Source organism: Nonomuraea sp. NPDC047897 (assembly GCF_043204415.1).
Lineage (GTDB): Bacteria > Actinomycetota > Actinomycetes > Streptosporangiales > Streptosporangiaceae > Nonomuraea.
This window is the reverse complement of the sequence record NZ_JBIDCC010000001.1, coordinates 355060-375672: the sequence shown is the minus strand read 5'-3', so window position 1 is coordinate 375672 and position 20613 is coordinate 355060. Positions and strand designations below refer to the sequence as shown.

The following is a 20613-nucleotide window of genomic DNA, read 5'->3' as shown; positions in this document are numbered from 1 at the left end:
GCCCTCCGCGTGGTCACGATTGTCACATCACCCCAGACGTGGCGAGCGCAGGAATGGTCACACGCCTTTCCGGTTGGTGTACTGGAAACATGGCATCGCATCTGATCCAGGGGCGAACGGTCAGCATGCCTGTCCGGGTGCGGGACGCCGCCGTCTGCAGCGTGCTGTACACCGTGCGTGCCGACGCGGCCAGGGCGGTGATCGCCTACTCGGGCCTGGAGATCGCCGAGGTGTTCCCCGGCAAGGCGATCTGCGCGCTGGCGTTCGTCGACTACCGTGACGGCGACCTCGACGCCTACCACGAGTTCGGCGTGGCCTTCCTCGTCCGGCCGCCGGGCCGACCGGGCCGCGTCGGGCTGGGTGAGCTGCCGCACGCCGGGGCGTTCATCCACTGGCTGCCGGTGGACCAGGGCTTCACGCTGGAGGCGGGCCGGACGATCTGGGGCTTCCCGAAGGAGCTGACGGACATCGACCTGCGGCTCGGCTCGCCGTTCAAACGCTGCGTCGTGCGCCGGGACGGGCGGCTGGTGCTGGACCTGCTCCTCAAACCAGGACTGCCGGTGCCGCGGCCACCGGCGCTGACCGGCCTGAACGCCTACACGCATCAGGACGGCGTGACCCGGCGGGTGCCGTGGGCGGTGCGGGCCCGCCGGGTGCGGGCCCGGCCCGGCGGAGCGCTGATCCGGCTCGGCAACCACCCGATCGCCAAGGAGCTCAGCGAGCTGGGCCTGCCCAAGGCCGCCCTGCTGTCGTCCACCGTGGACCACGCCGAAATGGTCTTCGGCGCGGCACGCGACGTCCGGCCCGGCGACGCGGGCGCCGGAGTCAGACGATCGGCGGGCGGCCCAGCTTGACCATGCGCCAGGCGGTGCGCCACGCCATCGGGCGGCGCTCACCGGCCGGCGTGCGCAGGCCCTCCAGGAAGCCCGTGAACCACGCCTTCAGCGCCACTCCCGAGCCGCGCTCGCGGATCAGGGTGAGCACGATCCAGTCGAGCAGGTAGAGGACCGCGAGCGGCCACGGCAGGTTGCGCCGGGCCAGCCAGACCCGGTTGCGGGCGTTGAGCCGGTAGAAGTCGGCGTGCCTGGTGGGCGGGACCTGCGGGTGGTACATGACCGTCTCGGCGTCGTACTCGATCCGGTAGCCCTCGCCGAGCAGCCGCCAGGCCAGGTCGGTCTCCTCGTGCGCGTAGAAGAACCGCTCCGGCAGGCCACCGACCTGGAGGAACGCCGAGCGGCGCACCGCCGAGGCGCCGCCCAGGAACGTGGTGACCGGCGACGACCGCTCCGGGTCGCCGGCGCGCAGGCGCGGGACGTGGCGGCGCTGCCCGACGCCGCCGTCGGGGTCCATCACCCGGAAGGAGATGACCGCCAGGTCGGGCTCGGTGGCGAACCGGTCGCGCACGTGGGCGGCGACCTTCTGGTTGGCGTACCAGCCGTCGTCGTCGAGGAACAGCACGACGTCACCCGAGCACTCCTCGACGCCGCGGTTGCGGCCCGCCGGGATGCCGGTGTTACGGTCGAGCCGGACGGTCTTGACGGTCGCGGCTGAGCCCTCGGGTGGCGTCGCCGAGACCTCGGGCACGTCGGCGCCGTTGCCCACGATCACCACCTCGACGTCGCCGTCGATCTGGTGGAGCGCGGACTCGACCGCCCGGTTCAGCTCCGCGACCCGGTTGCCCATGGTGAGGATGACGCACGAGATCTTCAACGCATCATCGTCCTGACGCGTTGAGGTCACGAGCGGAGCATTCTTTCATGATCACCGAGTCTGCTGGTCTGCACATCTCTGATAGGTGGAGCTAAGCGTATCGGAACCGGGTGTGAACCCCTACCGAACCGCCGACGTCCGATCAATACGACGAGCGCGGAGCCCCGCTGGTTCCGGGGACTCCGCGACAAGATCACGCAAGCCGCCTGGAGGCCATGATGCTCACCAGGTGCAGGACCGTCTGGAGGCACGCCGCGGCGAAACAGGCGACGAGCAGCACCCGCGTGGCCGCCATCTCGCCGATCACCAGGTCGATCACCGTGGTCGCCAGCACGAGCAGCGACAGCTCGATCGGCTGCATGATCCGGTGGAACTGCGTCGCCGACAGCACCCGCCTGCCGAGGCTCAGCAGCCCGGAGCGGAACTGCACCGCGGACGCCTCGGACGCGGCCGCCAGGCCGCCCTTGGCCCGCGCCACCTCCACCAGGTCGCTCTCGGCCTTGATGAGGATCGCGCCCAGCGCGGCCGCGACCCCCAGCACGGTGTACCAGTCGGGCAGGACGGCCGACGCGCGCCAGCCGAGTCCCACGAGCAGCGCGGCCTCGGTGAAGTAGGCGCCGACCCGGTCGAGGTACACGCCGGCCGGCGAGGTCTTGCCGGTCCAGCGGGCCAGCTCGCCGTCGGAGCAGTCGAGCAGCAGGTAGACCTGCACGAGCAGGGCGGCGGCCAGGACGGCCCAGAATCCCGGCAGGGCCAGCACGACCCCGGCCGCGACACCGGCCACCGTCATCACCCAGGTGAGCTGGTTGGGCGTGACGGACGTCCTGGCCATCAGCCAGGTGACGTAGATGGAGATCCGGCGCATGTAGAGCACGCCCGCCCAGTGCTCGCCGTTCCTGCGCTCCAGGTGACCCTCGGGCTGGGCCACCCGCCGCAGCTCAGCGACCGAAGGCCCGGACATAGTCCTCCACCCGATCCCTGATCTCGGAGTCCGGGAGGCGCAGGTGCTCCAGGATCGTGTAACGGCCGGGACGCGTGGCGGGCGCCAGCGCGACGGCCTGCGCGAACTGCTCGGCGCTCAGGCCGATGTCGGTGGGCGTGACCGGCAGCTCGTGGCGGCGCAGGCACTCGGTGACCTGCGCCAGCCTGCCGGTGTCCTCCCTCAGGAAGAAGCAGAAGGCGGCACCGATGCCGGCGAGCTCGCCGTGGTTGGAGGTGCCGGGGAAGAGCTGGTCCACGGCATGCAGGATCTCATGATCTCCACCGCTGGAAGGCCGTGACGATCCCGCGATCACCATCGACATGCCCGACAGGATCAGCGACTCGGCGAGCACGGTCAGGAACGCGTCGGACTCGATGGAGTCACGCCGGCCGATCAACGCCTCCGCCGCGGTGCGCGCCATCGAACAGGCCAGCCCGTCGATGGGCTCGCCCCGTTCGACGTTGGACAGCATCCAGTCGTCGATGGCCGACAGGTTGCTGACCACGTCGCCCACGCCCGAACGCACCAGCGAGGGAGGCGCGCCGTGCACGAAGTCGAGGTCCACCAGGATCGCCAGCGGCATGGGGACGCCGAAGGAGCCCTTGCCACCCTCGTACACCAGGGAGGCGGTCGGCGAGCAGATGCCGTCGTGGGACAGGTTGGTCGCCACGGCGACCATGGGGATGCCGGCCAGCGAGGCGGCGTACTTGGTGGCGTCGATCGTGCGGCCGCCGCCGACGCCCACCACCACCTCGTAGGCGCCCTTGCGCAGGTCGGCGCCGAGCGAGACGGCCGCGTCGACCGACCCGTCGGCCACCCGGAAGACCTCCGCCTCGCCGAGCGTCGGCGCGATCAGACCCTCGATGCGGTCGCCCTGCCCGGGGCCGACGGCGACCGCGACCCTGCCGGACGTGGCCACCCGACTGTCGGCGAGCAACGCGCCGAGCTGGGCCACCGCGCCGCGCCTGACCTCCATGGTCAGCGGCGCCGGGAGCATCCGCGCTAGAAGCGGCACCGGGCCTCCTCACTCCTGCGTGCTACAAGCGGCACCTGGCCCCCTTCTCGGTAACCAATGGACGGCTCATCACAGACGGCTCAGCCAACGGTCGACTCGGTCAACGGTCGACTCGGTCAACAGTCGACTCAGTAGCGGACGGCGATGGTGCGGGCCTTGGCCAGGTCGTCGTGGTTGTCCACCTCGACCCAGTCGACCTCGCCGATCGGGGCGACGTGGATCGTCTCGCCGCGCTCGACCATCTCCTGGTAGCCGTCCTCGTAGTAGAGCTGCGGGTCGCGCTCGAACGTGGCGCGCAGCGCGTCGGCGAGCCGCTCGGCGGCGCCGGGCCGGATCAGGGTGGCGCCGATGTACTCGCCGTAGGCCTCGGCCGGGTCCATCAGCTTGGTGATCCGCTTGAGCGACCCGCCGTCGAGGGTCACCTTCATCTCCTCGTCGGCGAGCTTCTTGACGTCGTCGACGGCGAGCAGGACGTCGCTGGTCTCGGGCGCGGACAGGAGCGTCTTCTCGACCGAGACCGGGTGGACGGTGTCGCCGTTGACGAGCAGCGCGCCCTGCGCGAAGTAGTCACGCGCGCACCACAGGGAGTAGGCGTTGTTCCACTCCTCGGCCTTGTCGTTGTGCACGAGCGTGAGCGTGACGCCATGCCGCTCCTCCAGCTCCGCCTTACGGTCGTGCACGGCCTGAGCCGCGTATCCGACGATGACCACGACGTCACGCAGACCGACCTCGGCGAGGTTGCGCAGCGAGATGTCCATGATCGTGGTCTCGCCGTCGACCGGCACGAGCGCCTTGGGCAGCGTGTCGGTGTAGGGCCGCAGACGTCGTCCGGCTCCAGCGGCCAGCACCATTCCCAGCAACGTGCACTCCTTGGTCGAGCATGACTACCTAGGCCCCAAAGGTTAGTTGCCTTTGGGGCCTGTGCGGGTAATCCGCCGTCAGTCTTGCGTTCCCGTCTCGCCTGTCTCCACTCCCGTACGGGGTGAGGCGAGCCAGCACGTCAGGCTCTCCCAGCCGAACAACGCCCACAGGTAGAGCGTGAGCAGCACGAACCCGGCCACAGTCAGATCGACGAGGACGGCCAGCGAGATCACCAGCATCCGCCCGTCCCAGCCGAGCCCGAACGTCGCCAGCCAGGGCGGCGGGTAGACCTGCTGGCGCAGCCGGTACACCAGGTCGTAGTGGTGGAAGGCGAGGGCGCCGAGCAGCAGGAAGATCAGCACCGGGTTGACGTCGTGGGCGAACCCGCAGGCGGCGATGAACGCGTACTCGATCATCCGCAGGGTCGGCGGCACGAGCCAGTCGAAGCGGCCGTCGTGCGGGTGGGAGCTGCCGGGCCCGGCCAGCAGCAGCGTCACGAGCGGCACGAAGACGGCGAGTCCCGCGCTGCCGGCCACGCCCATGAGCAGCAGCACGCCGACGACGAACGTCCCGGCGACCAGCGGCGGCAGCGGCGGGAGCTGGCCGGCCACCAGCATGCCCATGCCGCGCGAGAGCGGCCCGTCGTCACGGTAGGTGACGACCGTGCTCCTGGGCACCGGGGTCATGTGCGTCGTGATCATCGACCCGTCCTCAGCATCCGGCCGGCGAACTGGTAGGCGAGGGCGACGGCCCCCCAGCCGAGCAGCGCCAGGAACGTCACCCGGGCGTTGAAGAGGGCGGCGGTGACCGCGATCAGCGCCATCCGCTCGCCGATCGGCAGCACGATCATCCTCTTCAGCCAGCGGGCGGCGGAGCGGCGCTCCATCGCCAGGGCCGCCCGCAGCACGCCCTTGCGCGGCGCGTCGTGCCGGCCGCCGTCGCTCGCCTCCAGCAGCGAGCGCACCGGCTTGGGCCACTGCTCGCCGATCCGCCGGGCGTCGGCCCGCGACCCGCCGAAGGCGAAGTCGGTCCCGTGCCGGACGACCTGCATGATCATCGCGGCTACGGCGAGGTACCAGATGCCGTCGGGGCCGCCGCCGCTCCACGGCAGCCCGGCGGCGTAGCCGATGGCCAGACCGACGTAGACGACGTACTCCTTGAGCCGGTCGGCCATGCCGTCCATCCACGCGCCGAACGGCGAGAACCTGCGGGTGTAGCGGGCGAGCTGGCCGTCGAGGCAGTCGCACACGAACGACAGGTAGACCAGCACGGCCCCGGCGACCTGCGCGCCGCGGTCGCCGGCGGAGAACCAGACGGCCGCGAGGAAGGCCAGCGCGACCGAGATCCCGGTGACGGCGTTGGGGGTCAGCCCGAGCCGGGCCGCCGGACGCACCAGGTGGCGCGACCAGGACGAGACGAAGTAGGTGGTGAAGAAGCCGTCGCGGTCCTTGATCGCCGTATCGAGGCGCACCTGCTCCTCGTCCACGTCGGCGAGCCTGCCCAGGGCGGCGTCGGCGCCGGCCTGGCCGGTGACCCGGTCGGCGTGCAACGGCCCGAGCCGGGCGGCGCGCACCCGGGCGCCGGCCCGTACCAGGCCGACGAGCAGCAGGTCGGCGACCTCCACGGGGGTGACGGGGCCGAGCCGTCCGGACTCGGCCAGGTCGGCGAGCTCCTCGGCGACGTCGCCCAGCGACGCGAGGTCCGCCTCGCCCGCCTGCAGGACGCCGCGGAAGGTGCCGTTCGCCTCGGGCACGGTGTGGAAGGAGCTGCCCGCGGCGACGACCCGGCCGCCCTCGACGCGGACGGGCGGCCGCAGCGGCCCTCCCGCGGCGTCCAGGGAGACCAGCGCGGCGCTGCCGCGTGCCGGGTGCTCCAGCAGCTGGGCGAGCGCCTCGGTGTGGACGACGAGGTCGGCCGGCAGCACGACCACGACGCCCGTCGCGGCGCGCGCGATCTTGGCGATGCCGCGCAGGTCGATGGCCGCCCCGCCGCCGGGTGTCACCACCTGGACGTCACGGACGGGCAGCCGAGAGAGCTGGTCGTTGATCCGGTCGAGCAGCGTGCCGCCGGCACAGGGAAGCCTGCAGGCGGGGGTCGTGGCGAGCAGCACCACCGAGGTGGTCGCGCTCGCGCGGGTCATGGAGTCAGTCAATGCGCAGGTCCTCCCGGTCGCGCGGGGGTGCGTGGACTCAGCGTAGCGACAGGGCGACGCGATATCACGGACGATGAGACCGTTACGCTCCGGGTATGGATTCCCGGTTGCGTTCTGTTGGGGTGGTCTTGGCTGGCGGCGTCGGCAGCCGCGTCGGACTGGACGTTCCGAAGCAGCTCGTCACGGTCGCCGGCCGGACGATCCTGGAGCACACGATCGCGGTCTTCGAGGCGGCGCCGGAGGTCGACGAGGTCGTGGTGCTCATGACTCCCGGGTTCACCGGCACGGTCAGGGAGCTCGTCGAGCGGGCCGGCTTCCGCAAGGTGACCCGGGTGGTGGAGGGCGGCGCCAGCCGCACCGAGAGCACCTGGCGGGCGCTGAGCGCGCTCGGCGACGAGGAGTGCGACGTGCTCCTGCACGACGCGGTCCGTCCCCTCCTGGAGCCCCGGATCATCACGGAGTGTGTCCGCGCCCTGCGGACGCACCGGGCCGTGGAGGTGGCCATCCCGAGCTCCGACACCGTCCTCGTGGCCGCCCCCGGCGCCGGGGGCGAGGTCATCGGCGAGGTGCTCGACCGGTCACGACTGCGGCGGGCGCAGACCCCGCAGTGCTTCCGGCTGTCGGTCATCCGCGAGGCGTACGAGCGGGCCATGGCCGACCCCGGCTTCTCCCGGCTGCCGGCCACCGACGACTGCGGCGTGGTGCTGCGCTACCTGCCCGACGTGCCGATCCACCTGGTGGCGGGCAGCGAGCGGAACATGAAGATCACCCACCCGCTGGATCTGGAGATCGCCGAACGGCTGTTCCAGCTACCCGCCGCGCCCGTGGCCGCCGCGCCGGGGGCGCTGGAGGGGCGGTCCGTGGTGGTGTTCGCCGGGTCCGGTTCCGCCGGGTCCGGTTCCGCCGGGTCCGGTTCCGCCGGGTCCGGTTCCGCCGCCGACGCCGTGGCGCGGGCGGCGGAACGACATGGGGCGCGGGTGCGGGTGTTCCGCGGCGACGAGGTGCGGGTCACGGACCGGGAGGCGGTGGCCGAGGCGCTGGCGCGGGTGGGCCGGATCGACCACGTCGTCGCCGCGACGGGCCTCGAACCCGGCGAGGGGGTGGAGGCGGCGTGCCTCGGCGCGGCGCACGTGGCCGGGGCCGCCCGTCCGCACCTGCGGGCGAGCGGCGGCGGGCTGCTGCTGCTCGGGCCCGGCCCCGCCGCGCCCGCAGGGGCCGTGGTGGCGGCGCTCGCGCGGGCGCTGGCCGCCGAATGGGCCGAGGACGGCATCCGGGTCGCCTGCGTCACGCCGGGCGCCGGCGACGTGGACGCCGGGCCGGTCGCGCGGGCCGCCCTCGGGCTCCTGACCTCCGGCCTCACGGGCCGGGTCGTGGACGCGAGCCTCACCGGGCGCTGAACCCGGCCGGCTCAGCGCCCGGTGAGCCCCGGCCGGACGTGGAGACGGCCGCCCTCTCCTTGCGAGTGGGCGGCCGTACGGGCCGGGCGGGGGACGGTATTGCGGCTACGGGCGGGCGGGTGTTGCGGCTACGGGCGGGCGGGGACGGCGTTGCGGTTATGGGCGGGGCGGGCGGGCGAGGCTGCGCGGGCTGGTGAGGAAGCCCCACCCCCACGACAGGTGCATGGTGGCGTACACCAGCGGCAGCCTGGCCTTGACCGTGACCGGCTCGCCGCTGCCGGTCAGCACCGAGCCCGCGACGATGGCGAGCACGTAGCCGCCGGGGATGACCAGCCCCAGCGGGAAGAACGGCGAGACCAGCACGCCCAGCGCCATGGCCAGCACGGCGGCCGGCGGGGCGAGGTAGCGCAGGTTGATCGTGCCCTCGTGGGTGCGCGAGACCACGTGCCGCCAGCGGCCGTAGTGGAAGTACTGCTTGGCCAGCGCCTTGACGTTGGGGCGCGGCCGGTAGGAGACCCGCATCCGCGGCTGGAACCACACCAGGCCGCCGGTCCGGCGGATGCGGTGGTTCATCTCCCAGTCCTGGGCGCGCTGGAAGTGCTCGTCGTAGCCGCCGACGCGGTCGAGGGCGGAGCGCCGGAACACGCCGAGGTAGACGGTGTCGGCCGGACCCGCCGTGCCTCCGACGTGGAAGGCGGCGGCACCGACCCCGATCTTGGACGTCATCGCGCAGGCGACGGCCCGTTCGAAGGCGGAGACGCCTTCGGCGGCCATCACGCCGCCGACGTTGTCGGCTCCGGTCTCCTCCAGGGTCTCGACCGCGACGCGCAGGTAGTCGGGCGGCAGCATGGCGTGCCCGTCGACCCGGGCGACGATGCCGTTGCGGGAGGCGGCGATCGCGGCGTTGAGCGCGTTGGGGGTGCGGCCGGTGGGGTTGGGCACCACGACGACGCGGGGGTCGGCCGCGGCGATGGCGTCGGCGACCTCCTGGGTGCGGTCGTGCGAGGGGCCCACGGCGAGGACGATCTCGATGTCGCCGGGGTAGCTCTGGGCGAGGACCTGGTCCACGGCCTCGCGAAGGTGCCGCTCCTCGTTGAGGACCGGCATGATGACGGAGATGGGCGGCCAGCTACGCGTCTCCGCTGGCGCGTGCGGCGAGTCGGGGAACTGCTTCATGGCGGGGCTCACGCTACTGTACGGGCAGGGGAGGAAGGCAATCGAACGCCCGATCCTCCGGCCGCACAAAAGGGGGACGGAATGCGCGACCCGGGTGAGGAGGACGCCGGGGTACATGTGGGCGGTGATGCCTACGGCGGCGTCAGGCTCGCGAACGGTCGCCGGCGCAGGCCGGGCAGGAGCCCGAAGACCAGGCGCCGAAACCTGTTGATCTCCGGTCTGCTCTCCGCCTGCGTGCTGGTCGGCACCGGAGTGGTGTGGGCGACGCCCCGCCAGATCGGCTCGGTCGACGCGGGTGTGACGGAGACGGGGTCGCGCGGCGCGATGAACATCCTCCTCGTCGGCGTCGACAAGCGCGACGACCTGTCACGCAAGCAGCAGAACGAGCTCAAGCTCGGCCGCGAGTCCGGCCAGCGCACCGACACGATGATGGTCATCCACCTGTCGGAGGACCACACCAAGGTCACCGTGGTGAGCCTCCCCCGCGACACCTGGACGGCCGTCCCCGGCAAGGGCCAGCACAAGATCAACTCGGCCTACCAGTTCGGCGGGCCCAAGCTCGCCAAGCAGACGGTCGAGGAGGCGACCGGCCTGCAGATCAACCGCTACATCGAGGTGAACGTCCTCGGCTTCATCGACGTCGTGGACGCCCTCGGCGGCGTCACGGTCTGCACGCCGGTGCCGATCAACGACCCGAAGACAGGGCTCAACCTGGCGGCCGGCACCCACCAGCTCAAGGGCCCCCAGGCCCTCGGCTACGCCCGCACCCGCGCGACCGCCCGGTCCGACCTCGACCGCATCGACCGCCAGCAGCAGGTGGTATCCGCCCTGCTCGACCAGGCGCTGAGCGCCGACACCCTGGCCAACCCGGCGCGGCTGGCCGCGTTCGTCAACTCCACGCTGCGCACCGTCAAGGTCGATCCCGACGACGGGCTGCTCGGGCTGGCGACGCAGCTCAGGGACGTCTCGCTGGACGACGTGCGCTTCGCGGACGTCCCGCTGTCCGACGTCGACTTCAAGACACCGACCGGCGAGTCGGCGGTGCTGTGGGACAGGGCGCAGGCGCGCGAGCTGTTCCGGCGGATCGCCGCCGACGAGGACCTCGCCCCCGCGCCGACCCCCTCGGCCGCGAAGCCGTCGGCGTCCGGGTCCGCCAGGCCGTCGGCGTCCGGCACCCCCGCGCCCGCTGCCTCGCCCATCCCGCCGGGGCGCATCGCGATCAAGGTCAAGAACGGCACGCCCATCACCGGCCTGGGCGCCCGTACCAAGCAGGCGCTGATCGCGGCCGGGTTCCAGGTGCCGGGCGAGCCGGGCGACACGGCGAAGCGCGACCACCGGACGACCGTGGTGCGCTACGCCAAGGGCCGCGAGGACTCCGCCCACACCGTCGCCTCCGCCATCCCCGGCGCGGAGCTGCGCGAGGCCGCTGACGTCGAGGGCATCGAGGTCATCGTCGGCAGCGACCAGCCGAAGATCCGCAAACCCACGGCGACGGCCACACCCGGCGCCAAACCATCGACCGCCGCTACCCCGGCCACCAAAACAGCAACTCAGAACATCTGCAAGAAATAGGCATAAGTGTCCCCACACCGGGCAAGAGCGTTCCCATGGTTGTCAGGTGCTGGCGGGAGGAACCCTGCACGATCGTGCGCATCGTCGGTGATCTCGACGTGGCCGCGGCTCCGCGCGTGCAGGCGGAGCTCGACGACGCCCTGCGCGCCGCCGATCCGCCCCATGTGGTCATCGATCTGACCGAGGTGCCGTTCTGCGACTCGGTGGGGCTCGGCGTGCTGGTGGCCGCGCTCAATCACGTCCAGAACCGGCGTGGCCGGCTCATCCTCGTCCTCAGCCACGGCATGATCAGCCATCTGCTGACGATCACGAACCTGGATCGTCACTTCGAGACGAGCTGGTCGATGGGCGAGGCCCGGGAGGCCCTGGGCGCGGCGGCCTGAGCGCCGCCCGCCCCCTCCACCCTTCGCCCGCCGCCCACGCCCCGCACGCGGCTTCTCCCCGCATCCTGGATACTCGGGTCGTACGGCCGCTTTCGCCAGCACGGGAGGCCCTGTGAGGCTTGGAGTCATGTTCGACCGCGACCTGCCGCCGGAGTCGCTCGTGCCGTTCGCGCGCGAACTCGACGGCACGGCGGTGTCCGACCTGTGGGTGGTGGAGGACCTGGGCTGGACGGGCGCGATCTCCTCGGCCGCGACGGCTCTGGCCGCGACCTCCCGCCTGCGGGTGGGCATCGGCATCACCCCCGCCCCGCTGCGCAACCCGATGCTGCTGGCGATGGAGCTGGCCAACCTGGAACGCCTGCACCCCGGCCGGCTCGCCGCCGGGATCGGTCACGGCGTGCAGGCGTGGATGCGGCAGGTCGGCGCCGCCGTACCCTCGCCGCTGGCGCTCCTTGAGGAGACGATCACGTCCGTGCGGGCGCTGCTGCGCGGCGAGACCGTCACCCTGCACGGCCGGGCCGTTCACCTGGACGGCGTCTCCCTCGTCCACCCGCCGGCCGAGCCGCCACCGGTGCTGGCCGGCGTGGTGAGCCCGCGCTCGCTGGCCCTTTCGGGGCGGGTGGCCCAGGGCACGATCATCCCCGAGGGCCTGGCGCCGGAGCGCATCCCGCCGATCGTCGAGCAGATCGCGGCCGCCGGCGAGCACGAACTGGTCGCGTTCAGCTACCTCCACGTCGGCGACGACGCCCGCGAGGCCATGCGACCGGCCGCGACGGGGCAGGCCGAGTTCCTCGGGGTGACGCCGGACGAGGTGGACATGGCCGCGGGCACGCCGGAACAGGCCGCGGCCCAGGTCAGGGCACTGTGGGAGGCCGGGGTGTCCACGGTGGCCGTCCGCCCGATCGGGCCCGACCCGCTCTCCCACGTGCACAAGCTGCTGTCCGCCCTCTGACGCGCCCGTCCCCGGCCGCCTGCAGGGAACGAAGGCCGAACGGAGGAGGGGCACTCGGTCGGATGGCCGATGGCGCCGCGCCCGCGCCGCGCGACGATCACCACATGAGACGAATGACGACGGCCGCGACGGCGGCGGCGATGGCCGGGCTGGTCGCGGTCACCTCCGCCTGCGGCGTGGAACTGGACCCCGAGGAGGTGCGCGGCACCCGCACGTTCCCCCACGCGGGCGCGCAGGTGACGATCACCTCCGCCATGGGCGGGCTGCGCGTCATGCCGGGCGCCGCGGGCGAGGTGCGGGTGGACCGGTGGCTGCGCGGCAAGGCGGCCCGCGACGACAACGCCTCCTGGTCGTTCGACAGGGGCGGGCTGCGGCTGAGCGCCGACTGCACGATCGTCTTCGGCGACTGCGGCGCCCGCTACCACGTCCGGGTCCCTCCGGGGGTGCGCGTGGTGGTCCGCGGCGCCGAGGACGGTGTCGTCGTCAGGGACCTGGCGCAGGACGTGGAGGTCACCTCGCCGGGCCCCATCAGGGTGTACGGCACGACGGGGCGGCTGCGGCTGGCCGGCGGCGACAGCCTGATCGCGGGCGACCGGCTCCGGTCCGCCGACGTCGAGGCGCGCACCACGACCGGCACCATCAACCTGTCGTTCGCCACGCCGCCGGACCGGCTGGAGATGCGCTCCGGCGACGGGCGCGTCACCGCCACGGTCCCGGACGGCCCCTACCGGGTCACGGCCACAAGCACGGACGGCAGAAAGCGGTCGCAGCTCAAGAGCACCCCGAGCGAGCGGACCATCGTCGCCACGACCGGCACGGGCGACATCCGCCTGCTGACCGCCAAGGGCTAGCCGCGGGCTAGCCGTGCCCGTACCTGGCCCCGGTCAGTGCAGGGGGATGGTGGCCCAGGGACTCTCGGGGTGGGTCATCAGCACCCGGTGGGCGTCCAGCACCGTCGTGTACCAGTCGCCGAACGTCTCCTCGTCGAAGTGGAGACAGCGGCCCAGGACGTAGCCGGCCGAGAACTCGGCCCACGAGCCGTACGCGGCCTGCGCGCTCCTGCCCGCCCGCTCGACGGCGTCGCGCAGCTCGGCCTCGGACGCGTACCGGGCGCCCAGCCCCCGGCGCGCCACCATCGAGGCCCGGCCGAGATCCCAGGCCGCGACGCTGCGCACGTACCCATCCGGCGGCAGCAGCCCATCGGCCCGGAAGCGCGCCTCGTACCGCATCACCTCGCCCACCAGCCCGCGCAGGATCGAGACGTGCGCGTCGAGGTTCGCGGTGTCGCAGCCGTCCAACTGGGCGCGGATGGCCGTCTCGACGTGGTCGCGCCAGGCCATGGGGTCGATCCGGGCGCTCCCGGTCTCAAGGACGAGCAGGTTGCGCGCGTCGAGGACGAAGTGCCACTGCCAGGCGCTCACCTCGCAGCGGAGCAGCCGCTCCTCCGTCTCCAGCCACTCGTCGCGGCCGTCGATGTCCCAGTCGGCGCTGAGGCCCTCCGCCTCGTTGGCGTAGCCGGCGCCGTGCCAGTGCAGGGTGTTCCAGGCGTCGCCGTTGGCGTAGCAGAGGTGGGCGCCGCAGGCCAGGCCGCGCAGCACGGCCTCGTCCTCCGGCGTGCCGGTCCAGCGCGTCTCGACCCGGTCGCACATGCCGTCGGGCCGGAACAGCTCGGCGTTCAGGTCACGCCAGACCTCGCGCTCCTCGCCGTCGGCCAGGAACCACTTGGCGCACGGCGTCCCCCCGTTGACCAGCAGGATGTCCACGTCCTCGGGCCACAGGGCGTCCAGGCCGCCGAGCGTGACGAACTCGTACACCACCTCCGGGTGCGGCCGGGGCAGCACCCCCACCGTGTACGCCGGCACGACGCGGCGGCCGTCCTGCAGCGTCAGCACCGTCAGCGGCGCGCCGCCCTCGCTGCCCTCGGCCGCCGGCAGCGGCACCGGCCGGTAGAGCCCCTCTGCGGCGAGGAGCCGCAGGTACTCGTAGTGGGCACGTTCCTCGCCCGCCTCGTCCCGCCGCATCAGCTCGTACAGCCGCTGCTCGCGGAGGGCGGGCGCCCGCCACGGGACACCGTCGTCGGGGTCCGGCTGGAACGGCAGGATCTCGTCGTGCATCTCGTCCTCGGCGTGCATTTGGTGCACTATAGCCGTACTTGATCTTGAGCCGGCGGGCCGCCCCTACGGACCGTCAGGACGGGCGATCGGCGGTCAGAGTCGGATGAGCGTTCCCTGGGAGTGATGAGACATCGCCACCGACGAGCTGCCGCTTGCGGGGACACTGCGCTTTGACCCGGACATCTGGGTCGGCGCGGGGAAGGGCGTCCGGGAGGCCGCTGACGATCTGGCCCGTGGCGTGGACGCGTTCTGCCGGGCGATGCGGGAGCGGCCCTTCGGCCAGGACGACCTGGGCCGGGCGCTGCTGGAGGGCGACCCCGACGCGGGCCTGCCGGGGTTCGCCCGGATCCGTGACGACCTGCTGAAAGACCTGGTCGTGGCGGTGAACCTGCTGCGCGGGATGGCGGCCGGGCTGGTCGTCACCGGCGACCGGTACGCCTCGGCCGAGGCGGCGAACACCGGGATCCCGTACACGCGGCCGTGCCCGCAATGGCTGACGGATCCGGAGGAGTACAAGCCCGCGCCGGGCTCGGAGGGCCTGCCGACGACCACGCCACCTCCCGGCTTCGTGAGCCAGGCGCTCTGGTTCCTCCAGTCCGTGGGATTCGGCTCCGCGTGGCCGGACGCCGACCTCGACGGTGTGACACGGCTGCGCGATGCCGCGACGGCGCTGGGGCGCGTGGTCGGCGACGTTCAGGAGCAGATCGCCGGGCAGGCCGGGCGGGCGGTCAGGGCCGGGTCAGGCCCGACCACGGCCGCGTTCGGACGGGCCGCGCGGGTCGTGCACGGCGAGCAGGGGCAGTTGGCGGACCTGCGGCGGCGGTGCGAGCATCTCGCCTTCTGCGGCCAGATCGCCCATGACGCGGTCGTCAAGGCCAGATGGCGATTCGCGGCCTCCGCGGTGTTCGTGCTGGCGCTGATGCTGCTGGCCAGGCTCCTCGCCCCCCGGGTCGGCCCGCTCCTCGACGCTGTGGTGAAGAGGCTCCTCCGCGCCGAGGGCCTGGCACTGCGGATCATCCTGCTGGTCATCCGGCAGGCCGCGCTGGGTGCGATGTTCTCCGGCGGGCTGAGCACGATCAACCAGTTGTTCGCCACCGGCGACATCGACGCGGCCAAGCTGGTCCGGGACGTGTACCACGGAGCGCTCGCCGGCGGCTTGATGGCCGGTGCGCACGCCGCGCTGCCCGCCCTCCTGCGCCGAGGCGGACCCGCGCTCACCGGCCTGGCCGAAGCCATGGAATCGGCCACCTGGGAACGGGCCTTCTCCCGGGTCCTGGCCGGCGGGGCAGTGAGCACGACCGTGCTGGCGACCGCCGGATGGGCCGGCGGCGCCGGCTGGAACTGGCGGCACGCCGCCGAGATGGGCTTCGGCATGGCCGTGCTCAGCACCGGCGCGGCGGTCGCCGCCCGGGCCTGGCCTGCCCCGAGCTATGCGAGCCTGCGGGGCAGAGCCTGGAAACAGAGTCCGGCCAAGCGGTGGCATGACGTCAAATGGGCCCTGGGGATTCTCACGATCACCGCGCCCGCGGTCGCCGTCTTCGCGCTGGCGAAGTTCGCCGAGGACAGGAGGAGCCCCTTCTTCCTGCAGAAACGCGTTGGCCAGTTCGGCCGGGAGTTCGACCTCGCCAAGGGCCGTTCCATGCGCACGACCGATGGCAAGGACAGCAGTGCCGGCTCGTCGGACTCGCGGCGGACGAGGGTGGGCGAGCTCTGGGCGCGGACCAGTCTGGACGAGTTCGTCCAACTGGCCTACAACGTCCTCTACAAGGGCAACATGTCGGTCATCAACGACCGGCCGCTCCTGAACGCCACCAGACAGGAGACCATGGCGGCCCTCGGCCCGACCCTCGGCCCGCGCTGGAACGAAGCGGATCTGGCCGGCAAGCCCGGCCTGTTCGGCCCGTTCCCCAACAAGATCGTCGAACTCGGCCTCAAGCCGAAGACCGAGGCGTTCGACCTGCAACGAGGCCATACCGGAATCTGGCACGACAAGACCGCGAGCCTGCGGTCGGACCGCAACATCCTCTGGGAGTTCATCTCCACCTACGTGCGGCGCATCTCCTAGCTTCCCTCTCCAGCGCGCCCGGGCGGGTCAACGGCCTACCGGTGCCTCCGCTGCTCACAGAGGTGCAGCTCCGGGCACGGGCGGACGGGCCATCTCGAAGCTGCGGCAGGGGTCCGGGCTGGCTGCTGGAGCGGCAGCGCCGGGCGAGCGGGCCCTGGCACCGGTTCGCGGCCCCTCGCTTGTGCGGCGGTTGCACGACTGTGCATACAACCAGGACGGGCGCCGGGCCACCTTTCCCGGCCCCCGTTTTCACGGTTGAGCCGGTCATGATGGCATCGGCGCCCGAACTCCGTCGCGGCCGGCCGGCGGGTCCGTTTCTGGCGGGCAGCGGCCGAACGCGACTGCGGGGAGTCGTCGTGGCATGCTTCAGTTCGTTGCCCGGGCTCGTTCGAGTCTGGGGCTGTCGGCGAGTTTGAGCCAGACGACTCCGGTGACGATCACGGCCAGCCAGAATCCCTTGAGGGGGGTGAGGGTTTCGTCGAAGAAGACCGGTCCGAGGAGCGCTGCTCCGATGGCACCGATGCCGGCCCAGACGGCGTAGCCGATGCCGACGTCGATCCTCTTCAGGGCGACGCTGAGGAAGAACAGCGTGAACAGGAAGAAGACGATCGCGACGATCGACCAGGCAGGGTTGGTGAAGCCTTGGCTGCCGTTGACGCTGAGGGCGTAGCCGACCTCGAAGGCTCCGGCCAGGAGCAGTGCCATCCAGGGGCCGGCCTTGCTTTCCGTGCCGGGCGCGGTGGGGGTCTGTGATGCGGTGGTCATGGGGATCGGTGTCCTTTCGCGGTGATCGGATGAGCGAGAGCTAGACGGTTTCGGCGAGGTTGAGGCCGACGACTCCGACGATCACGACGGCAATGCCGAGGAGCTTCTTCCAAGTCAGGCGCTGGGAGAGGCGGAGGGCGCCGATGATGACGATCCCGACGCCTGCCAGGGAGGTCCACAGGGCGTAGCCGACGCCGACGTCGAAGGTCAGCAGGGCGAGGCTGAGGAAGAAGGTGGCGATCGCGCCGCTGACCAGGGTGCCGATGGTCCACCACAGTTTCGTGAAGCCTTGCGCCTTGCCCGCCGCGATGCCGACGGCGATCTCGAAGATGACGGCGATGCCCAGGTAGAGCCAGCTCATGATGGTGTTCCTCTCGATTCGGTGTCCGGACGCGCGGGCGCGTTCCTGACGGCGATGGTGGTGTTCAGGTAGTGGGTGAACGGCTCGTCGCCGCGCGCGACGGGCAAGGGGCGCAGCAGTTCAGCCCGGTGTTCATCGGTGATGCCGAACGCTGGATAGCCGGCCCGGTAGTCGAAGCCGAAGGCGGCGACCTCATCGCGATCGACAGCGACATAGATCGCCTCGACGCCGCGGTCGATCGCGTACCGGTAGCACAGCCCGCACGGCTCCCCGGTGGCCAGCAGCACGGTGCCGGTCAGGGTGTCGAGACCATGGGTGGTCATGGCGTCGCGCATCGCGACGACCTCGGCGTGCGCGGTCGGGTCGCCGGTCTCCCGGACCCGGTTGACTCCGAACTGCGAGATCACCTTCCCGGTGTCCTCGACGAGGACGCCGACGAAGGGCAGCCCACCGGCCGCGACGTGAGCGATGCAGGCCTCGACAGCCAGGTCCATGACCGCCCGCAGGTCGGCCGCGGACACGGTCATGGCCGGATCTCCGCCCGCGGTGCGCGGTGTCCTGCCTCTCGCGCGGTGAGCTGGTCGACGACCTTCTTCAACCGGGTCGCCGACGGAACCCCACGCAGGACGTGCCCCCCTATGACGATGCCGGGCACCGCGTCGATCCCGACGACGTTCTCGGCATGGTCCTGGTCTCTCCGCTGTCGAACCCGGCGCTCCTCGCTGTGGAGTGCGTGTTCGGCCTCGGCGCGGTCGAGGCCGACCGAGGTGGCGACGTCGATGATCACTTCGTCCTCACCGATGTTCCGGTCCTGCTGGAAGAAGGCCTTGAACATCGCCTCGGTGTAGGCCTCGGCTTTGCCCCGTTCCTGGGCGAGCTGCAGCACCATGAACGCCTTCTCGGTACGGGGCTGCGGCGAGACCGAGGGCAGCGTGATCGGCACGCCGACACGCTCTGCCATCGGGTACACCGCGTCCTTCCACACCCGCGGCAGGTACTCGTCTTCCGGTCGCAGGGTGGGCACCGGGTCAGGGCGCAGCTCGAACGGGCGAATCGTCACCCTCACATCGCGCTCACGCCTGAGCTCTTCGATCGCCGGTTCGACGAGGAAGCAGAAGGGGCAGACGTAGTCGACGAACACATCGACCTGGGTGGTCATGGCACGCTCCTGTCAGTTAAGTGTCTGTACATGCAGATATATTGCCGACAGAAGACGCCGCAGTCCCGCTCCGCGGCGTCAGGGTCGGGTGAGGGCGCCCACCTCGGCGAGGGCGCCGGCGATGAGGTGTGCGTCCAGATGGGGGAAGTGGATGGCGGGCTTGCTCAGCAACTCTTGGACGCGAGCCTCATAGGGATCCCGGACCTCCGCCAACAGCTTCTCCGCGCGCTCATCGATGACGGCGTAGACGCCCCGGCCGTCGTCGGGGCAGACGTCACGGCGAGCGAGGCCCTTCGCCTCCAGCCGGCTGACCAGGCGGGTGGTCGAGCTGGGATTCAGGCCGACTCGCTGGGCAAGGTCGTTGACCCGCAGCTCCTTGTCCGGCGCCTGGTGCAGGAAGGTCAGCGCCCGGAACTCGGTCAGCCCGAGCCGGTAGGTATCGGCGAGCCACTTGTCCAGACTCGCGTCCACTGCGGAGGCGAATACCGCCACTCGTGACCAGGCGACACTCACACTCCCTCTGGGGGTGGTGCCAGATAGCTGCGTGTGCATGCAGTTAAAGTACCACAGGTCCCTCGCGAGTCAAGTGACGAGTCGGCAGCGCTGCCGCTGAAGATCACGGAACAGGCCGAGAGCGAAGATCAGCCCGGGATTCGGCGGACCCGGCCCATCGCCCGAGAAGAGCCGGATCCCCGCACGTCAAGCGCTATTTCAGGAGCTGCCTGGCCATCACCATGCGCTGGATCTGGTTGGTGCCCTCGTAGATCTGAGTGATCTTGGCGTCGCGCATCATGCGCTCCACCGGGAAGTCCTTGGTGTAGCCGTAGCCGCCGAGGAGCTGGACCGCGTCCGTGGTGATGTCCATGGCGGCGTCCGAGGCGGCGCACTTGGCGGCGCTCGACAGGAACGTCAGGTCCTTCTGCGGCTGCCCGTGCATGGCGAGCTCCGACTTGGCCGCCGCGTGGTAGGTGAGCTGCCGGGCCGCCTCTAGCTTCATGGCCATGTCGGCCAGCATGAACTGGACGCCCTGGAAGTCGGCGATGGCCTTGCCGAACTGCTTGCGCTCCTTGACGTAGCCGACGGCGAAGTCGAGGGCGCCCTGGGCGATGCCGAGGGCCTGCGCGGCGATGGTGATGCGGGTGTGGTCGAGCGTGGCCAGGGCCGTCTTGAAGCCGGCGCCGGGCTCGCCGATCATGCGGGAGGCGGGGACGCGGACGTCCTCCAGGATGACCTGGCGGGTCGGGGAGGCCTTGATGCCGAGCTTCTTCTCCTTGGGCCCGAACGAGACGCCCTCGTCGGCCTTCTCCACGACGAACGCGGAGATGCCCCGGGCGCCGGCCGACGGGTCGGTCACGGCCATGACCGTGTAGTACTCGGACACGCCCGCGTTGGTGATCCACATCTTGGTGCCGTTGAGCACGTAGTGGTCGCCGTCGGCGACGGCGCGGGTCTTCATCGCGGCGGCGTCCGAGCCAGCCTCCGGCTCCGACAGCGCGTACGAGAACATGGCGTCGCCCCGGGCCACCGGCGCCAGGTAGCGCTGCTTCAGCTCCTCCGAGGCGGACAGCAGCAGCGGGACGGTGCCCAGTTTGTTGACGGCGGGGATGAGGGAGGACGAGGCGCACGCCCGCGCCACCTCCTCGATCACGATGACCGTGGCCAGCGCGTCGGCCCCCGCGCCGCCGTACTCCTCCGGTACGTGCACCGCGTGCAGGTCGGCTCCGACGAGCGCCTTGTAGACGTCCCACGGGAACTCTTCGGTCTCGTCGGCCTCCGCTGCGCGGGGGGCGATCTTCTCGTCGGCGAGGGCGCGGACCGTCTCGCGGAGCATGTCGTGCTCTTCGGCGGGCGCGTACAGAGGAAAGCTCATACCGAGATACTAGGACGTCCGAGCATCTTGTTACCAGTCGGTACGGTTTGTGAAAAGGCCCAGGTGGCACAGAAGGGGG

Annotated in this window: 21 protein-coding genes; 7 read left to right on the top strand and 14 right to left on the bottom strand. The window is 71.6% G+C overall.

Annotation, left to right across the window (positions count from 1 at the left end; all coding sequences use genetic code 11):
- The first annotated feature begins 89 nt into the window (after positions 1-89).
- Positions 90-854, top strand: a complete 765-nt coding sequence (locus ACGF0J_RS01705) for an acetoacetate decarboxylase family protein (protein ID WP_393141260.1) — start codon at positions 90-92, stop codon at positions 852-854.
- On the opposite strand, the gene ACGF0J_RS01700 is transcribed toward ACGF0J_RS01705, so the two are convergent.
- The 6 genes from ACGF0J_RS01700 to ACGF0J_RS01675 form a co-directional block, all read right to left on the bottom strand.
- On the bottom strand, positions 826-1710 hold the full coding sequence (locus ACGF0J_RS01700; RefSeq protein ID WP_393141258.1) for a glycosyltransferase: 885 nt from the start codon (positions 1708-1710) through the stop codon (positions 826-828). The genes ACGF0J_RS01705 and ACGF0J_RS01700 overlap by 29 nt on opposite strands.
- 193 nt (positions 1711-1903) lie before the next feature.
- Positions 1904-2671 (bottom strand): CDP-alcohol phosphatidyltransferase family protein, encoded by a 768-nt coding sequence (locus ACGF0J_RS01695; protein WP_393141256.1) that lies wholly within the window; start codon positions 2669-2671, stop codon positions 1904-1906.
- Entirely contained in the window at positions 2649-3689 is a 1041-nt protein-coding gene (locus ACGF0J_RS01690) for an iron-containing alcohol dehydrogenase family protein (protein WP_393141822.1), read from the bottom strand. Before ACGF0J_RS01690 ends, ACGF0J_RS01695 begins: the two co-directional genes overlap by 23 nt.
- Positions 3690-3835: 146 nt before the next feature.
- Positions 3836-4567, bottom strand: a complete 732-nt coding sequence (locus ACGF0J_RS01685) for a sugar phosphate nucleotidyltransferase (RefSeq protein WP_393141254.1) — start codon at positions 4565-4567, stop codon at positions 3836-3838.
- Positions 4568-4645: 78 nt separating this feature from the next.
- Complete coding sequence (locus ACGF0J_RS01680; RefSeq protein WP_393141252.1) at positions 4646-5269, bottom strand: DUF5941 domain-containing protein; 624 nt, start codon at positions 5267-5269, stop codon at positions 4646-4648.
- Positions 5266-6708 carry a CDP-alcohol phosphatidyltransferase family protein gene (locus ACGF0J_RS01675; protein ID WP_393141250.1) on the bottom strand — a complete coding sequence of 481 codons (1443 nt, stop codon included), beginning with the start codon at positions 6706-6708 and terminating at the stop codon, positions 5266-5268. The genes ACGF0J_RS01680 and ACGF0J_RS01675 overlap by 4 nt, the downstream gene beginning before the upstream one ends.
- 134 nt (positions 6709-6842) lie before the next feature.
- On the opposite strand from ACGF0J_RS01675, the gene ACGF0J_RS01670 reads away from it, so the two are divergent.
- Positions 6843-8117 carry a 2-C-methyl-D-erythritol 4-phosphate cytidylyltransferase gene (locus tag ACGF0J_RS01670; RefSeq protein ID WP_393141821.1) on the top strand — a complete coding sequence of 425 codons (1275 nt, stop codon included), beginning with the start codon at positions 6843-6845 and terminating at the stop codon, positions 8115-8117.
- Positions 8118-8273: 156 nt separating this feature from the next.
- On the opposite strand, the gene ACGF0J_RS01665 is transcribed toward ACGF0J_RS01670, so the two are convergent.
- Complete coding sequence (locus ACGF0J_RS01665; protein WP_393141248.1) at positions 8274-9293, bottom strand: glycosyltransferase family 2 protein; 1020 nt, start codon at positions 9291-9293, stop codon at positions 8274-8276.
- A gap of 81 nt (positions 9294-9374) precedes the next feature.
- On the opposite strand from ACGF0J_RS01665, the gene ACGF0J_RS01660 reads away from it, so the two are divergent.
- The 4 genes from ACGF0J_RS01660 (at position 9375) to ACGF0J_RS01645 (ending at position 13051) form a co-directional block, all read left to right on the top strand.
- Complete coding sequence (locus ACGF0J_RS01660) at positions 9375-10865, top strand: LCP family protein (protein ID WP_393141246.1); 1491 nt, start codon at positions 9375-9377, stop codon at positions 10863-10865.
- A 35-nt stretch (positions 10866-10900) separates the two neighbouring features.
- Positions 10901-11248, top strand: a complete 348-nt coding sequence (locus tag ACGF0J_RS01655; protein WP_393141244.1) for an STAS domain-containing protein — start codon at positions 10901-10903, stop codon at positions 11246-11248.
- A gap of 112 nt (positions 11249-11360) precedes the next feature.
- The gene (locus tag ACGF0J_RS01650; protein WP_393141242.1) at positions 11361-12200 is read left to right on the top strand and encodes an LLM class flavin-dependent oxidoreductase; all 840 of its coding nucleotides are present in this window, start codon (positions 11361-11363) and stop codon (positions 12198-12200) included.
- A 104-nt stretch (positions 12201-12304) separates the two neighbouring features.
- Complete coding sequence (locus ACGF0J_RS01645) at positions 12305-13051, top strand: DUF4097 family beta strand repeat-containing protein (protein ID WP_393141240.1); 747 nt, start codon at positions 12305-12307, stop codon at positions 13049-13051.
- 33 nt (positions 13052-13084) lie between these two features.
- Here the strand turns inward: ACGF0J_RS01645 and ACGF0J_RS01640 are convergent, their stop codons facing one another.
- Positions 13085-14332, bottom strand: a complete 1248-nt coding sequence (locus ACGF0J_RS01640; protein WP_393141238.1) for a DUF1266 domain-containing protein — start codon at positions 14330-14332, stop codon at positions 13085-13087.
- A 220-nt stretch (positions 14333-14552) separates the two neighbouring features.
- On the opposite strand from ACGF0J_RS01640, the gene ACGF0J_RS01635 reads away from it, so the two are divergent.
- Positions 14553-16379, top strand: coding sequence for a sugar transferase (locus ACGF0J_RS01635; RefSeq protein ID WP_393141236.1), 1827 nt, complete (start codon positions 14553-14555; stop codon positions 16377-16379).
- 366 nt (positions 16380-16745) lie between these two features.
- Here ACGF0J_RS01635 and ACGF0J_RS01630 read toward each other — a convergent pair whose 3' ends face one another.
- The 6 genes from ACGF0J_RS01630 to ACGF0J_RS01605 all read right to left on the bottom strand — a co-directional run bounded on the left by ACGF0J_RS01630 (position 16746) and on the right by ACGF0J_RS01605 (position 20534).
- Positions 16746-17144, bottom strand: coding sequence for a DMT family transporter (locus ACGF0J_RS01630; protein ID WP_393141234.1), 399 nt, complete (start codon positions 17142-17144; stop codon positions 16746-16748).
- Between the two features lie 40 nt (positions 17145-17184).
- On the bottom strand, positions 17185-17505 hold the full coding sequence (locus ACGF0J_RS01625; protein WP_393141232.1) for a DMT family transporter: 321 nt from the start codon (positions 17503-17505) through the stop codon (positions 17185-17187).
- Positions 17502-18026: a nucleoside deaminase gene (locus tag ACGF0J_RS01620; RefSeq protein ID WP_393141230.1), complete on the bottom strand. Its 525-nt coding sequence runs from the start codon at positions 18024-18026 to the stop codon at positions 17502-17504. Before ACGF0J_RS01620 ends, ACGF0J_RS01625 begins: the two co-directional genes overlap by 4 nt.
- Before the next feature lie 2 nt (positions 18027-18028).
- Positions 18029-18664, bottom strand: a complete 636-nt coding sequence (locus tag ACGF0J_RS01615) for a DsbA family protein (RefSeq protein ID WP_393141228.1) — start codon at positions 18662-18664, stop codon at positions 18029-18031.
- Positions 18665-18742: 78 nt separating this feature from the next.
- Entirely contained in the window at positions 18743-19135 is a 393-nt protein-coding gene (locus ACGF0J_RS01610) for a MarR family winged helix-turn-helix transcriptional regulator (RefSeq protein WP_393141226.1), read from the bottom strand.
- 235 nt (positions 19136-19370) lie between these two features.
- Positions 19371-20534 carry an acyl-CoA dehydrogenase family protein gene (locus ACGF0J_RS01605; RefSeq protein ID WP_393141224.1) on the bottom strand — a complete coding sequence of 388 codons (1164 nt, stop codon included), beginning with the start codon at positions 20532-20534 and terminating at the stop codon, positions 19371-19373.
- Positions 20535-20613 lie beyond the last annotated feature (79 nt).

Excerpts from the sequence above, each read along its gene's own strand:
- ACGF0J_RS01625 (WP_393141232.1), bottom strand. The coding sequence starts at position 17,505 with ATGAGCTGGCTCTACCTGGGCATCGCCGTCATCTTCGAGATCGCCGTC.
- ACGF0J_RS01665 (WP_393141248.1), bottom strand. The coding sequence starts at position 9,293 with ATGAAGCAGTTCCCCGACTCGCCGCACGCGCCAGCGGAGACGCGTAGC.
- ACGF0J_RS01690 (WP_393141822.1), bottom strand. The coding sequence starts at position 3,689 with ATGCTCCCGGCGCCGCTGACCATGGAGGTCAGGCGCGGCGCGGTGGCC.
- ACGF0J_RS01640 (WP_393141238.1), bottom strand. The coding sequence starts at position 14,332 with ATGCACGCCGAGGACGAGATGCACGACGAGATCCTGCCGTTCCAGCCG.
- ACGF0J_RS01680 (WP_393141252.1), bottom strand. The coding sequence starts at position 5,269 with ATGATCACGACGCACATGACCCCGGTGCCCAGGAGCACGGTCGTCACC.
- ACGF0J_RS01675 (WP_393141250.1), bottom strand. The coding sequence starts at position 6,708 with ATGACCCGCGCGAGCGCGACCACCTCGGTGGTGCTGCTCGCCACGACC.
- ACGF0J_RS01705 (WP_393141260.1), top strand. The coding sequence starts at position 90 with ATGGCATCGCATCTGATCCAGGGGCGAACGGTCAGCATGCCTGTCCGG.
- ACGF0J_RS01695 (WP_393141256.1), bottom strand. The coding sequence starts at position 2,671 with ATGTCCGGGCCTTCGGTCGCTGAGCTGCGGCGGGTGGCCCAGCCCGAG.
- ACGF0J_RS01615 (WP_393141228.1), bottom strand. The coding sequence starts at position 18,664 with ATGACCACCCAGGTCGATGTGTTCGTCGACTACGTCTGCCCCTTCTGC.
- ACGF0J_RS01645 (WP_393141240.1), top strand. The coding sequence starts at position 12,305 with ATGAGACGAATGACGACGGCCGCGACGGCGGCGGCGATGGCCGGGCTG.
- ACGF0J_RS01660 (WP_393141246.1), top strand. The coding sequence starts at position 9,375 with ATGCGCGACCCGGGTGAGGAGGACGCCGGGGTACATGTGGGCGGTGAT.
- ACGF0J_RS01630 (WP_393141234.1), bottom strand. The coding sequence starts at position 17,144 with ATGACCACCGCATCACAGACCCCCACCGCGCCCGGCACGGAAAGCAAG.
- ACGF0J_RS01605 (WP_393141224.1), bottom strand. The coding sequence starts at position 20,534 with ATGAGCTTTCCTCTGTACGCGCCCGCCGAAGAGCACGACATGCTCCGC.
- ACGF0J_RS01655 (WP_393141244.1), top strand. The coding sequence starts at position 10,901 with ATGGTTGTCAGGTGCTGGCGGGAGGAACCCTGCACGATCGTGCGCATC.